This window comes from Metallosphaera tengchongensis (assembly GCF_013343295.1).
GTDB classification, from domain to species: domain Archaea; phylum Thermoproteota; class Thermoprotei_A; order Sulfolobales; family Sulfolobaceae; genus Metallosphaera; species Metallosphaera tengchongensis.
In genome coordinates this window covers 773,177-787,196 of record NZ_CP049074.1, presented here as the reverse complement: position 1 = coordinate 787,196, position 14,020 = coordinate 773,177, and the positions used below count along the sequence as shown (strand labels likewise).

The following is a 14,020-nucleotide window of genomic DNA, read 5'->3' as shown; positions in this document are numbered from 1 at the left end:
TGAGTACCATCTCCGTGGTTTCTTACTTACTTTTAGCTGGTGTAATTTTATTAGTTGTTGGTTTGAGCTTATACGTTCTCATTCCTACCTATTTTTCAGGCTATCAGACAATTAATAACGTATTCAGAGCCAATCAGGGATACGTTAATTTACCTCCATTGGGAAGTCAGATAGTCAAGAATTTCACCGTGCATGCAAGCGGTCAAGCAATCATTTTCCTTGTTACCAAGGGGAACGCCAACGTCACTCTCTTGAACGATAGAGGTCAACCTATTCTTAATCAAGAAAAACAAGTATCAATTGCCTTAAATCAGTCTAGTTACTCTATAGAGATAATAAATCTCAACAACGCGACTCAAAACATAACATATACTTACGGTCTCTTTAACGCCGAAAGCATAAGCAACTTCTACTATTCTCTAGGTGTTCTAGAAACATTCTTAGATTTATTAATCGTAATTGGTCTAGGTCTTATCCTGTGGTATGTCCTGTCCCTGATTGTATCCAGGAGAAAACCAAGGAATTGAGCCATGGAATAGCCTCTGTGACGAAACTGGGACCTTGATGGGCTAAGAAATCTCCCCTAGAAACGTATATAGGAGAACTCAGCAGATGCCTCAGACCCCTCCTTTCAAGGGAGTCCCTAAACCTAGTTAGCTCCCAAGGCATGTATCTTTTAGGCTCATAAATAATCAAATCTGGCTTCAATTCCTTCAAGACCTCTACTGGCGGTTCAAAGTAAGCCTCAGGGTCTTTGTCGAATGCGTTCCTCCCGCCTGATATCCAAATCCCGTCGCTGATGTGTGAAGGGAAACCTGGAGTAATGGGGCCACCAAGATCTAGCTCAACGTAGAGTAATGGTCTCCTTTCAAATTTACGCAAACCGGCTAGGCTCGAGAGCAATTTAACTTGGAGCTCTCTCGCTTCATTTTGCAGACCAATTACGTTTCCGACCAAAAGAACATTATTCAAGATCTCCCCAACTGTAGTGGAGACCCTCATGGGATAAACGGGGAACTTAGAGTTCAGGAGCTTTCGCGTAAGTTCCTTCTGAGCCCCCAGAGTTGTGAAGATAACGTCAGGTTCAAGTTTTTCGAGGAGCTCAAGGTTAACATGGGTGTAACTTCCAAGTTTAGGTAACTTCTTGGCCTCCGCAGGCCTATAACTAAAGGCGTCGGTTCCCACTACTCTTTCACCAGCACCTAGGGTAAATATGGTTTCTGTCGAAGCAGGATCTAAGCTTACTATCCTCTTTGGAGGGTATTCTAAAACTACGAAATCATCCAACGTGTCATTAAAAATTTTCTTTCTCGTCGTAATCACCTTTTGAGGATCAATATGGAGTTCATAGTCATCCTTGTGATATCAAGACGTTCAACCGTACCAGTCTCCACGTGTTGACCCTCCTTCATGGCGTTGTGTATAATATAGTAGGTCCAACCTATAGCCTTCTCCCTTATTTTTCTTTCTATGGTGATAGCATCATTTTTGCGAGTGGAGGGATTTATATTGTAAATTCCTATGGTGAAGTTAGCTTCTATTGCCAATTCTATCCTTTTAAGTACCGAATCAAGTGGTATAGAGTATGTGCTCGCGCTAATTATGGCTGAGTCATCTAATGGAATTTTGGCCACACTCCCAGCTAGACTGAGAGCCGTAATTCCTGGGATAATCTCGTCTGCCTCCTTGTAGAGTTTCGAACCCATTCCGAATATCATTGGGTCACCGGAGCTTACTACGATAGTCCTTCTGTCCTTGTGGGACCTTGCCTGCTCAATCCTTACGTCTATTTCATCTACTTCGGTCTCCAATACAACCGCATCTTTTCTTATGAATTCCCTTATCATGTCAATATAACCGCGATAACCAATCACTATATCAGCCTCTTGAAGTTCCTTAAGAGCCCTAAGGGTAATAGTATCTCCGCCAGAACCTATTCCAACCACCTTGATCATTTTACTCCCAGACAAGATACTACACCATAAGCCCTTTTTGTTCTTTTAAGAACGACTTTAGTCCCTAAAACCTCTAGCGAGGGTTCGCAGACACCGTTGACCCCAAAGTGATCCATTGCCACCCTGGAGGTAGTGGATTGTCCTTTTCCCTTCAACTCCTTCATGGGTACGTATATTATGCTCGCTCCAACTTTCCTACCTACCTTTTGTAAATTCAAGTCATTTTGTTTAATTTCCGGGACTGCAATAAAATTTAATCGTCTTTCATAGATATTAATTGATTTCATCGTGTTTAGAATTGAAAATATCAGCACCTCTGGGGGTGTATTGGAAGTGTAGCCCAGCCCCACGACCACTTGCCGGGGCAAAAGAACGGGTTTGTCATGCGAATCCGGATTCTCTCCAATTAAAGCGTCGGCATCTTCAAGACTGTCGGAACTCTCAAATCCCTCCATCCACCTGATGGGAATTTTATCTATCTGATAAATTTTTATTTTTCCTGTTTTTACTAGTTTTACATTAAGTCTGTCAGCGTCCTGAGATTTAACCTCCAGTCCGTTAATCCACGCAAACTCCTCGACACTGTAAAGCCCCATTTGAGATGTCCTCGAAGTCAAAATAAGTTGGGAACCGAGCAAATCCGATATCAGCCCGCCAATGAATGACCCTCCCCTATGCTCTTTTATCACAGGGATCACGTAACTAGCGTCATCAGTAATACTGATTACCACAGGATCGGTCTCCTTTTCCTTCAAGAATGGAATAATTTTCCTTACAGTAATCCCCAAAGGGTAGAAGTACACTAAAACCTCCGGATCCTCTTGCACAATGAAGTATCCCAACTCCTCTAGACTCTTACTGAGACTTCTCGCCACTTCGTTCTGTGGATCTGCTATTATCCGTATTCTTGAAACATACAACTCAATTATCTTGAGACAAACGACCTTTATTAACCTGATCTTGCATTTTTTAATTTTATGATCTATAATTTGAAAACAAATCTCCTCAGGGTTTGAAATCAGCTTCTGACCTCCTCCCCGCCCTAAAGGGCATGGCTTGCCTTTCCTTTATCTACCTTTATCTATAAGGTATACCGACAAATAGACTTAGAACGTACCCAAGGAATATGAACGGTATAACGGGTACTCCCCAAGCCACCCATATATATCGGTCCGGTGAAACAATGCCCTTGGAGACCAGTTCTCTGTACCTTTCTCTCCAATCACTATCGTTCTCCTCTACCGAAAATCCAATTCTCACACTCTCGTTACCATTTTCGTCTATCACGGACAGAGGGAACAGAAACTTTGATTTTAGGAACTTATCCATTCTCACCCTTTTGGCAGTGAGCGAAAGAATTAATCGACTGTAAAGTCCCATCCCTGCAGTGTACTTAAAGGTGGTTAGAAAGTTCACGATACCTGAAGCCACAATAAGGGCTGATGAAAACAAAACCACGATCAACGGCTCCATACCTAGCTTGGAGAAATGCCCAAAAAATAGCGGACTAGTTTTAGCGTTAGCTAAGCTGAGGATCATAATCGCGAAAAGATCAGCACCTCCCATGAACCCTACTAGATAAAATGCAAAGAACACAGCCAGAACGGCGAAGAGCGAATAGAGGTAAATAAATAGATTCAGACTCTGGAGATTAAAAATGATAAAAAGGGACAATGGGGAATAATATAACCAGATCTTCGGATCCACTTCCCTGTACTTTAAGTCCAACACAGAAGTATGAAATAACATAATCGAACTTAGGGCCACTTGCAACAAATATATGAAGTTTAATGACACGGCAGGAAACCCTCTTCATTCCCTCCCTCTTCGGGGGCGTCTGGGGCTAGATACCCAAGATATGGTTATGAGACAAGATTTAAAGTTTTCCAAGACACATGGATAGGCTAACCAGGATTGGAAATGGTTGTCGGGAAGTTAGCCATTCTTATAGGATGGAACGGTTCAGTAATAAGGACTTTCGTTAGAGAGGCAAAGGAGCTGGGTATAGAGCTATCAATTAAGTACCCCAGATTGGATCCAATCGATCAAAAATTTATCTCCGATCTAGAGAAGGCAGACGTAGTTTTCATCCATCATTTCTCCAGCGAACAGCTATATCAGGAAATAATGGACAAGATATCCCCTATCCTTCAAAGAAAGGAAATAGTGGTTGTGATCGATCCGGCGTTGAGTAACTACAATAAAGCTCCAGCTAGGGCCTTAGAAAAAATTTCACTCTACTATTCCTATGGAGGAAATTACAATATAAGGCAACTGATGCTTTATCTTCTTTCGCTAAAGTTCAACGACATATCTTACAGAGACCCTCTTCCAATGCCCTTTTCAGGGATATATCATCCATCCCTGGATTCAGTGGAGACCGATGTAGAGAAGTATCTAAGTTTAGTCGGTGACACGGGAAGGAGGGTAGGTATACTTTTCTATAGGACAGCGTGGGCTGATAGAGATCTAGAACTTGTGGACTACGTCGTAAAGAGGCTTGAGGAAAAGGGTCTGACGCCTATCCCAGTCTTTGTTCAAGGATTCGGAAGTAAGGAAAGGGGAATGGAGAGCAACGAGGATGCCATTCAGAGATATTTCATGAAGAACGGTAAGAGCTTGGTAGATGCAGTAATAAGCCTGCTCTCGTTCTCCCTTATCAAGAACTGGGACAATCAGACTCTCGTCAAGCTCAACGTTCCAATTTTCCAAGGGCTGATTGATTATTATAGGACTGAGGAGGAGTGGAAAGGGTCGAAGGGACTTGACCCAATAGGTGTCATGATGAGTGTTATGATGCCTGAGCTCAATGGGACTATAGAGCCAATTATTGTAGGAACCATTAAGAAAGTCAAAGAAGGTGACTACACCTATAGAGTCCTGGTTCCCATTCGAAGCCAAGTGGACTACTTGGTAAGTAGAGTAAATTCATGGGTCAACCTGAGGTATAAACCCAATTCTGAGAAAAAGATCGCCATAATATTGCATAGTGCTTCAGCCTATAAGGACCTAGAAGCCAACATAGGCACTGCAACAGGGCTTGATACGTTACAGACAACAACAGAAATACTACACCTATTGAAGATGGACGGCTATAACGTTTCTAATGAACCGTTGAGCGGGGAGCATCTGATAAAGAAGATAATATCAAGGAGAGCCTTCCCTGAGACTAGATGGAACTCATTGGAGGACATATCTAGAGCTGGAGGTGTAACAGGTTACCTAAGTTACGAGAAATATATGGAGTTCTTCAAGTCCCTACCGGACGACGCGAGGGATAAGGTCCAGGAAACTTGGGGACTACCCACTCCTGGTCAGAGGGAGTACATGTTCGACGGGACAAAATTCGTAATACCAGGACTATTTTTTGGGAACGTTTTCGTCGGGGTTCAACCCAAGAGAGTTACATGGCAAGATGACGAGAACGCTATTAGGTTAATTCATAACTCGGATCTACCTGTACCCCACTATTGGCTAGCTTTCTATAGGTGGATTTCAAGCGAGTTTAAAGCTGATGCAATAATTCATGTGGGAACCCATGGTACACTGGAGTTTACTCCAGGAAAGGGCGTGGGGCTCTCCGCTTCCTGCTTCCCTCAGATTTCCGTTGCAGAGACGCCTCACTTCTACATTTACGCTATGAATGTGCCTGGTGAAGGGGTCACTGCCAAGAGACGTAGCTACGCGGTTCTCCTTGACCATTTATCTCCCCCTACTCTTTTCGATGAGATACCGGAGGAAGCTAGGAAACTAGAGGACATGATTGAGGAGTACGAGGAAGCCGAAAAAGCTGGGAATGATCAGCGTCAGAAACTCGTGCTAGCGAAGATAAAGGAAACGTCAGAGAAGATTGGCCTAACCATCGACTTTACCGAACCAGATAAGGCGACCCATGAAATAGAGCATAGGTTGAACTTATTCAAAGACTCCACAATTTCAAAGGGACTTCACGTATTCGGCGACGTCCCTTCAGAGGAGGATCTAGCAGAATACGTTCTAACTGCGACGCGCTTTGAGGAGGATTCCCTCGTAAAGAAGTTTGGAAGGGAGAAAGCGAAGGAAATAGTAATTAACGCTCTGAATGGGCAGTCCAAGTTACCTGAGAGAGAAAGCTACGTTCTTACCAAAGTGCTAGAATCTGTCCACATGGAAAAAGAGAGTCTTCTTGGGTCATTGAAGGGCAACTTCGTGGAACCTGGTCCCTCTGGATCGATCACGAGAGGGAGATATGACGTATTACCTACAGGTAGAAACTTTTACTCCGTTGATCTCTGGAAAATCCCTACTCAATCAGCGTGGCAGATAGGCTCCATCATGGCGGAGAAACTGATAGACAACTATTACAAGAAGAACAGGAGATACCCTAGGGCAATCGGATTCATTCTCTGGTCCACTGACGTCTTTAGATCGGACGGGGAGCTTGTGGCCCAGATCATGAGAACTGTTGGAGTGACTCCAGTTTGGCATCCGGTCACTAAAAAGGTCTTGGGGGTTAAGCCTATCCCTCTTGAAGAACTTCATAGACCGAGAATAGATGTCATAGTTAACGTCAGCGGTATAGTCAGGGACAATTTAATGAATATCGTAGAACTTCTGGATGACGGAATTAACCAAGTTGCTAAACTAAACGAAAGCGAAAGCTTAAACTACGTTCGTTCCAACTCCTTGGAACATCACGTGTTCTCCGCTAAGCCTGGGGCTTACGGATCGGGAGTGAGTCACGCAATTGAAGCCAGTACTTGGGAGAGAGAAGCTGACCTGGGAGAAATATATATTGATTGGGTAGGATACGCTTACGGGAAGGGTAAGTTTGGCCTAAGGTCTCCTGAGTCTCTTAGGAAAGCTGCTGAGAAACTGGACATCATCATCCATAAAAGAGAGATAGATGAAATAGATGTTTTAGACGATAGTTGCAACTACAGCTACGTGGGCGGTTTATATCTGGCGTGTAAAAAAATTGGTAGAGACCCTGCTCTAATGTATGAGGACACTTCTAATCCATCAAAACCACAGCTGAGACTGTTTAGGGAGGAAATAGAAAGGGTCAGCATAGGGAAGTTACTTAACGATACGTGGTTACATTCACAGATGAAATTCGGGTACAGAGGGGCTACTGAGATACTCAAAAAGGTAGAACACCTCTATGGTTGGGCTGCCACTACCAGGCTCGTAAACGATAGCATTTTCAATAATGTAGCTACTAAGATAGTCCTCAACAACGATATGAAGAGATGGTTCTCTGAGACCAATCCTTATGCCTTAGAGGAGATAATAAGGAGGTTAATAGAGGCACGGAAGCGAGGGATCTGGAATCCTCCAAAGGAGATAGAGGAGAAATTGATGGAGAGCTATTCAGAGATAGAGGGGGAGCTAGAATGACCCAGAGAAAAGTGATGCCGTTTAGCGCAATTGTAGGGCAAGAGAAGTTTAAGAAAGCACTCCTCATAGTTGCGGCGAACCCCACAGTGAACGGAGTCTTAATAAGAGGACCTAAGGGAGTGGCTAAATCGACAGCAGTGAGAGCTTTGGCTAACCTGTTGTCCGAAATCGAAGTCGTTGCTGATTGTCCGTTCTCATGTGACCCACACGATAGGTCTAAGATGTGCTCCTCATGCAAGGCACGTGTGGACTCAGGGGAAGTTTTACCTACTTTAAAAAGAAAAAAGAGAATTGTAGAATTACCAGTAAGTGCAACCCTAGATCGAGTTGTCGGTTCTCTAGATATAAAGAAAGTTCTAAAAGAGGGAGATAGAGCTCTTGAACCTGGAATACTAGCTGAGGCCAATCGGGGCATTCTTTACATAGATGAAGTTAACCTACTTCCCGATGAGATAGTAAACGCTATTCTGGACTCGGCGTCCTCTAAGGTCAATGTGGTGGAAAGAGAGGGAATATCTGTAACTCACCCTTCAGATTTCATTTTAATAGGTACAATGAATCCAGAGGAGGGAGAACTCCGCCCGCAACTTTTGGATAGATTTGCCATTTCTGTGGACGCAGAGTATCCTAAGGATTCTCACGAGCTTGTGGAGATAGTTAAGAAGGTTGAGCAGTTTGAAATGGATCCAGACAAGTTTATCAGAGAATATGATGGCCCAGAGATCAGGCTCAGGGAAACCATAGAAAGGGCAGCCAAGCTTCTACCACACGTGGAGATTGACGATGGCTTAATGAATTTCCTTGCGTCTACTATTCTGTCCCTATCTGTTAGTACGAGAGCTATGATCTCTGCTGTAAAGGTCGCCAAGACCCTCGCAGCCCTGGATGGAAGAACTAAAGTAAATCAAGACGACATTAAAGAGGCTTTAGATCTAGCTCTTCGACACAGGGTAAGCGACCCAAGCCAGATATTCAATGCCACTACCCCACAGACTGGAGATAGTAATCGTCAAGAGAATAATAATGACCAAGAATCAGGAAAAAGTCAACCAGGACCTCAGGATAACACCCTTCAGGGAAGAAATTCCAAGAGTTATAATGTTGAACCTATGGAAGTGGACTTGCCCAAATACAACAAGCCAGGAATGGGGTATGGAAGAATAGGGCTATTTGAAACAATCTTTGGCAGATTGGAAGGAAAGGGCAAGCAGCTTGACCTCTATAGTTCACTTGTAAATATGTGCATTCATGGAAATAGACGGTTGGATGTGGAAGACCTAGCACTGAAGAGCGCTTGGACAAAGGGGTCGTTACCAATCTTGATCCTATTGGATGCAAGTAAATCTATGGATTTCTCAAAAAGAATCGGAGTAGCCAAAGGCATCGTGAAAGGGTTACTGAAGAGAGCATATCAGGTTAGGAGCAAGGTCGGCTTAATTGTTTTTTCAGATAGACATGCAAAATATGTCGTTCCGTTCACTCGTAATTTTGCTAAGATAAATAGCCAAATTGATAATATAGCCCCTAAGGGGAAGACCCCCCTGTCAAGTGCCTTAGCCTTAGCAACGTCTATTATAAACAGAGAAAGGGGTTCAAGGAATTTCTTGATTCCAATCGTTTTCCTGATCTCGGACGGAAAGGCTAATGTCCCACTTAGGGGGAATTTAAGGGCAGAGTTATCAGAGCTGGCCCTTAAAATAGGTAAAATATCCAGTTTGATTGTAATTGATACAGGGCACCCTTATCAGCCTTCTTTTAACCAACTGATCAGTTCAGTGTCCAAGGGAATTTTCATCCATGTCAATAATTTTAACACGAACCTGGACCTGAAATAAGGTAAAGTTTAATATCATTTATATCTTACACTTGCCGATAAGCTATGTTTGAACTATCAAAGGAGCAAGTCGAATATAAGGAGAAGGTCAGGGATTACGTTCAGAAAGTGGTAAAGGATTACGCCAAGTTCATGGATGACAAAAACGAGGGCGGGGAAAAGATAGTAAAGGACTTTGGAGAGATGGGACTTCTAGGGATGAAGATCCCATCAAAGTATGGAGGCCTAGAATTAGGGGAAGTAGCCTTCGCCATAGCTACGGAGGAGTTGGGAACTGAAAGTGGTGGGGCCTCTCACAGCCTTCACACTCAACTCAACGCGTTACAATTACTTGTCTCAGTAGGAGGAGATTCAGCCCAGAGCTGGATTGAGGCCGGTGTAAAGGGTAAGGAAATCTACGCCGTCGCCTTAACGGAGCCTGGAGCGGGATCGGATCTAGGAGCCCTTCAAACCAACGCTAAGTTGGAGGGTAACGAAATGGTCCTCAACGGAGAAAAGATTTTCACAAGCGCCGGGTCGTTCTCAACCAAGATGGTTGTGCTAGCTAGAACCAGTGGTAATCCAGGGGATAGGCAAGGAATATCGATGCTACTAATTGATAGCAAGACGCCTGGAGTTGAGATCCACAAGTTGGATCTTATGGGGATAAGAGGAGCAGGGGTTTCGTATGTGAAGTTCAATAACGCCAGAATCCCAAAGGACTCCATAATAGGAAAAGAGGGGGACGCTTTCAGAGGTGCCATTAGGGCTCTCATGGTTAGCAGGAATGGTTACGCAGGTATAGCAGTAGGTATTGCAAGGGGAGCACTTGAAGACGCAGTGAATAGGGCTGCTAGCAGAAAGCAGTTTGGTAAATCTCTCCTAGAACAGGAATGGATATCCTTCAATCTAGCTGACGCACTAGTCAAGGTCGAGGCTTCAAGATTAATGACTTTGAGGGCAGCTTACATGTTGGACAAGGGTCAAGAGGCCTTAACTGAGGCCAGTATGGCTAAATACATGGCAGCAGTAACTGCTGCAGAGGTAAGTAGAACAGCACTACATATATTTGGCGGTCACGGGCTTAATAGAGGGTCTAAGGTAGAGAGGCTATACAGGGACTCTAAAATAATGGAGATTGCAGAGGGCACCAACGAAATGCAGCTTCTAGCAGTATCTAGAGCTTTACAGCCTAAGAAATAGATATAAGACCAAGAAATTTACAATTAGTACTGGAAGAGAATATTTTATAAACTCTATAAATCCAAATCCTTTTCCCCCTCTACTTTCCGATGACTCCGAGATGATCACGTTGCTCGCTGCACCTATTAAAGTAAAGTTTCCTGCTATTGTGCTTCCTGCCGCAAGAGCTAGCCAATCTGTGGGCGTTACAGATCCCATTGTTGTCATTATGGGTATGTAAATAGCTACGAGAGGAACATTACTAAGAAACTGGCTAAGAATAAGGCTAACTAACATAATCGCCAATATGGAAGAGGGTGAAGGTAAGAACTGCGTAATCAGGTTGAGTATACCTCCCTTAATTAAACCCTCGGTGAATATGAAGAGGCCTATAAAGAAAAGAATTGTACTCCAATCTACTCTCCTCAACACTTCCCTCCTCTTACTAGTAATAAGAAGAAGCAGGGCAGACGTTGCCAGCGAGCCTAACAGGATATCCTCTCCTAGAAAACTCAAGAGGAAGAATAACACTACCGTCACCGTAAGTAGCCCCAGAGCCAGATAGGCAAGTCTTGGATCCTCTAGCGACTCCCTTTCCTTGGGTGCAGGGTCACCTCCCTTTAGTTTCCCACTAAACATGAAAAGTATGATCGGAAATGACACCAGGAGATTGATAAGAGTGGGTATTGCGAGGACTCGAATGAAGAGAAGGAAAGGATTTCGTAGATTGGCGTCTAAGGCTATTAGCAAATTTTGGGGATTCCCGGTAGGCAACATCACGCTTCCTATGGTAACCCCAAAAGCTAAGGCGTATAGGAAAGGTCTTTCATCCAATCCGAGCTTTTTGCTGCTTTCGAGTATTACAGGAGTCCAGCTCGCTGAAATCCCATCATTCGTGACCAAATTTGACAGCAAACCCGAAAATAGTAGGACACCAAATAACGTTCTTGCAGGAGTTTTGAATTTGTTCACGATATAGAAACCTAGATATCTTAAGAAACCAGATACCTCTAGGGCTGAGGCGAAAGTGAATAATGTTATCAGGAAGAGTATCACATCAAGGTTTATGGACGAGAGGCCCTGTGAGGGCGTAATAACCCCAGCTACAATCATCGCTACTCCTCCGAAAAACATTGATGCCCAGGGGGGAATTTTTGATATTCCTCTAGTTGCAATCAACCCATAGGTTACCAACGCTATGACAATAGCTGCCAGGTTCATGAAATACCCAATGTGGTGATTGATTTATAGGACTTTTTATTATAATCGTTAACCTCTGATGAGGAAATTTCTCTCACAACCGCTGTTAGTGGCAACCACTACATATATAGGTATATGGTATCCCGTGACTCTCTACGCTCAAACGAAGTCGGTATTTCTCTTGGGTTTGGCTACTACACTGTATAACTTGGCCAACGGAGCAGGATCTTATTTCTGGGGGGACCTGTTGGACAGAACTTATAGGCGAGTAGAATTCGGGGTAACATTACCTTCCCTTCTACTTATTTCCTCTATTCTCCTTAATGGAAATCTGACGGAAAGCCTTTTGGGATACTCTCTAGCAGGATTCTCATCGTCGTTGAACTCTCCGCTCTATTCGCTTATACTTCTGGAAAATTATAGCTTTGAAGAGATTCCCAAAATGAACTCAAGGCTCTCCCAACTCACCTTAATTGGAAACGCTGCGGGAAGCATTTCAGCAATTTTCGAAAGCAGTTACACGTACCCGCTTGTTTTGTCCATTTTTTCATTACCTTTAACTCTATTCTCCATTAGCGGAGTAACGGGAAAACCTAATTTCGATAGGAGGCTAAGGACCAAAAACGTCAAAGAGTTGTCAGAGGCGCTGATCTCTTTTGCGTCATTTAACTTCGCTGCAGAGATATTCTTTACAGCTTACGTCCCTCTAAACTATGATCTGAAAAATCCTAAATATTTTATCTATTTAAGTTATTTTATATTATATCTTATTGATGAAGGAGTTTACTATATTTCAGCTAGAATAGTTAATGGCAAGGAGAGTTTCCTAATGTATGTATCATTAACAGGGAGGGCGCTAATAGTACTCTTAACTTCAGCTTTACTTAAACTAAGGATAGAGCCCAATACGTCGCAAATCCCTCTTTTCGTAACTTTTGGGTCTATATATCCTGTGTTCAGTATCTCGTTCTTTTCCTATATTTTCAGAGGGCTGAAGAAGAATAGGGGTTCGATTATAGGGATATTCAATGCGGTAGAAGACATGGCAAATATAGCAGGTAGTAGCGCGGTTAGCTTCTTTGGCAACGATCTCAACTTAGATTATCTAGTTTCTTTCTACTCCTTCTCACTATCAACCATAACCTTGTACGCTTTCATTTCAAGAAGATACAGCACCTCTTCTTCTAGCTGACTCTTTCCACAGCTCAACCTCGTATTCGTTTTCTGGGATGTAGATTGGAACTTCCTTTTTCCTACCTTCAGGATCAACTCTAACGTACGAAAAGTATGCTGTTGTAACGTGAGAACATTCTTGGTTTTCCATGTTTAACCTATTAACGTTAATTAAGATATCCATTGAGGTCTTACCCACGAAAGTTAACCCAGCGTTCATTTCAATGATGTCCCCTAGCCTGATTGGCGAGTAAAAGAAAATATCAGATACAGCTACAGTCACAACTCCATCTTGTTTAGGGGAGTAGTGATCTATCCCATTATATCTCAATGCCAAAGTTCCACCTAAGTCATCCATTGCCTTCAAAAGAGCTCCCGCTGATACCACGCTACCATCGTAAGTCATGGTAGGTCCAACGAAGGTTGTGTTGCTCAGCCTATGTCTCAAGAAGTTTGTTGGATCATTTGAACATATCCTCATTGTGTTCTTATTTTTCAACTTGTTGACCTTGACTTCTCTTCTTTTCATGGCTTTTGCCACAGCTTCTCTCTCTTCCTCCGTCTCTGGAACAACTATATCACCAACAGGAGCAGGTCTGAATTTGTTGTCTACTTTAACGTAAGTTCCGGTAGCGGTAACTATCGTTTCGGATCCCCTTCTGGCAATCATCTCAACTTCCATTGAGGTTTTACCTATATACAACACTCTCGCATCCACAGTGACTATGTCTCCCAGGTTGGCCCCTCTCTTGAACAACACTTCGTCAAGAGAGGCTAGAACTGCCAGACCTTTTCCAACCTTCATGGAGGCTAGCATTCCGGCGTCCGCCAAGAACTTGAGCATGTCACCTCCATGTAGTCTTCCCATGAAATTGGTTTGCTGATAGTGAACCAAATTAATTGTCCTAACCAAGGTGTCACTGACTCTTAACAATGTTTTCTACCTCTAAGGCGACGGCTTCATACTTTGGGTTGCGCCTTGAGTAGGTCTTGAGGACTTCCCTCAATTGAACTAGTACGTCCTGGAAGTTTTGAGCTACCTTCTTGGCTACATCATCTGGTAACTGATCAAAGGACAACCTTTTCTCGCTTGCTGAAAGAAAAGGAAGGTACTCATCCTGCGAGGTAGTTATTACTGAGAGACCGTTCCTATCAATCACGTATTCGTGGGTACCTTTCTTCCCTATTGATATTGCAATGTCGTCAGAAGGGGGTAACAGCTTAACGACCTCCTTTAACATTTCTATAACGTCCGGCTTACTCCTGCTATTTCTTAGATTATTTATTATTAATTTTAAATTGTCAGTTGGATCCAAAC

At 43.3% G+C, this 14,020-nt stretch carries 12 protein-coding genes; 5 read left to right on the top strand and 7 right to left on the bottom strand.

The window, feature by feature from the left end; genetic code table 11:
• Positions 1 to 14 precede the first annotated feature (14 nt).
• Positions 15 to 527, top strand: coding sequence for a hypothetical protein (locus tag GWK48_RS04165; RefSeq protein ID WP_174629890.1), 513 nt, complete (start codon positions 15 to 17; stop codon positions 525 to 527).
• Here GWK48_RS04165 and GWK48_RS04160 read toward each other — a convergent pair.
• The 4 genes from GWK48_RS04160 to GWK48_RS04145 all read right to left on the bottom strand — a co-directional run bounded on the left by GWK48_RS04160 (position 472) and on the right by GWK48_RS04145 (position 3,704).
• Positions 472 to 1,287 (bottom strand): ABC transporter substrate-binding protein, encoded by an 816-nt coding sequence (locus GWK48_RS04160; RefSeq protein ID WP_246263899.1) that lies wholly within the window; start codon positions 1,285 to 1,287, stop codon positions 472 to 474. The two genes, GWK48_RS04165 and GWK48_RS04160, sit on opposite strands and share 56 nt — an antisense overlap.
• Before the next feature lie 32 nt (positions 1,288 to 1,319).
• Positions 1,320 to 1,970 carry an SAM-dependent methyltransferase gene (locus GWK48_RS04155; protein ID WP_246263898.1) on the bottom strand — a complete coding sequence of 217 codons (651 nt, stop codon included), beginning with the start codon at positions 1,968 to 1,970 and terminating at the stop codon, positions 1,320 to 1,322.
• Positions 1,952 to 2,875 carry a cobalamin biosynthesis protein gene (locus tag GWK48_RS04150; RefSeq protein WP_174629886.1) on the bottom strand — a complete coding sequence of 308 codons (924 nt, stop codon included), beginning with the start codon at positions 2,873 to 2,875 and terminating at the stop codon, positions 1,952 to 1,954. The genes GWK48_RS04155 and GWK48_RS04150 overlap by 19 nt, the downstream gene beginning before the upstream one ends.
• Before the next feature lie 157 nt (positions 2,876 to 3,032).
• On the bottom strand, positions 3,033 to 3,704 hold the full coding sequence (locus GWK48_RS04145) for an A24 family peptidase C-terminal domain-containing protein (protein ID WP_174629884.1): 672 nt from the start codon (positions 3,702 to 3,704) through the stop codon (positions 3,033 to 3,035).
• Positions 3,705 to 3,875: 171 nt separating this feature from the next.
• Here GWK48_RS04145 and GWK48_RS04140 point away from each other — a divergent pair, with 171 nt between their 5' ends.
• The 3 genes from GWK48_RS04140 to GWK48_RS04130 are packed head-to-tail and all read left to right on the top strand — an operon-like array spanning position 3,876 to position 10,350.
• On the top strand, positions 3,876 to 7,334 hold the full coding sequence (locus GWK48_RS04140; protein ID WP_174632532.1) for a cobaltochelatase subunit CobN: 3,459 nt from the start codon (positions 3,876 to 3,878) through the stop codon (positions 7,332 to 7,334).
• Positions 7,331 to 9,169, top strand: coding sequence for a VWA domain-containing protein (locus GWK48_RS04135; protein WP_246263897.1), 1,839 nt, complete (start codon positions 7,331 to 7,333; stop codon positions 9,167 to 9,169). Before GWK48_RS04140 ends, GWK48_RS04135 begins: the two co-directional genes overlap by 4 nt.
• 44 nt (positions 9,170 to 9,213) lie before the next feature.
• Positions 9,214 to 10,350: an acyl-CoA dehydrogenase family protein gene (locus tag GWK48_RS04130; RefSeq protein WP_174629882.1), complete on the top strand. Its 1,137-nt coding sequence runs from the start codon at positions 9,214 to 9,216 to the stop codon at positions 10,348 to 10,350.
• Here GWK48_RS04130 and GWK48_RS04125 read toward each other — a convergent pair.
• Positions 10,333 to 11,550, bottom strand: coding sequence for an ArsB/NhaD family transporter (locus tag GWK48_RS04125; RefSeq protein WP_174629880.1), 1,218 nt, complete (start codon positions 11,548 to 11,550; stop codon positions 10,333 to 10,335). The genes GWK48_RS04130 and GWK48_RS04125 overlap by 18 nt on opposite strands.
• A 58-nt stretch (positions 11,551 to 11,608) precedes the next feature.
• Between GWK48_RS04125 and GWK48_RS04120 the strand changes: the two genes are divergently transcribed.
• Complete coding sequence (locus tag GWK48_RS04120) at positions 11,609 to 12,721, top strand: MFS transporter (protein ID WP_174629878.1); 1,113 nt, start codon at positions 11,609 to 11,611, stop codon at positions 12,719 to 12,721.
• On the opposite strand, the gene GWK48_RS04115 is transcribed toward GWK48_RS04120, so the two are convergent.
• Complete coding sequence (locus tag GWK48_RS04115; protein ID WP_246263896.1) at positions 12,689 to 13,636, bottom strand: acyl-CoA thioesterase; 948 nt, start codon at positions 13,634 to 13,636, stop codon at positions 12,689 to 12,691. The genes GWK48_RS04120 and GWK48_RS04115 overlap by 33 nt on opposite strands.
• Positions 13,620 to 14,018 carry a hypothetical protein gene (locus tag GWK48_RS04110; RefSeq protein ID WP_174629877.1) on the bottom strand — a complete coding sequence of 133 codons (399 nt, stop codon included), beginning with the start codon at positions 14,016 to 14,018 and terminating at the stop codon, positions 13,620 to 13,622. Before GWK48_RS04110 ends, GWK48_RS04115 begins: the two co-directional genes overlap by 17 nt.
• Positions 14,019 to 14,020: the final 2 nt, after the last annotated feature.

Bases quoted from the DNA above. Each gene is read 5' to 3' on its own strand.
- GWK48_RS04145 (WP_174629884.1), bottom strand. From the start codon at position 3,704: ATGTTATTTCATACTTCTGTGTTGGACTTAAAGTACAGGGAAGTGGAT.
- GWK48_RS04140 (WP_174632532.1), top strand. From the start codon at position 3,876: ATGGTTGTCGGGAAGTTAGCCATTCTTATAGGATGGAACGGTTCAGTA.
- GWK48_RS04135 (WP_246263897.1), top strand. From the start codon at position 7,331: ATGACCCAGAGAAAAGTGATGCCGTTTAGCGCAATTGTAGGGCAAGAG.
- GWK48_RS04130 (WP_174629882.1), top strand. From the start codon at position 9,214: ATGTTTGAACTATCAAAGGAGCAAGTCGAATATAAGGAGAAGGTCAGG.
- GWK48_RS04125 (WP_174629880.1), bottom strand. From the start codon at position 11,550: ATGAACCTGGCAGCTATTGTCATAGCGTTGGTAACCTATGGGTTGATT.
- GWK48_RS04120 (WP_174629878.1), top strand. From the start codon at position 11,609: ATGAGGAAATTTCTCTCACAACCGCTGTTAGTGGCAACCACTACATAT.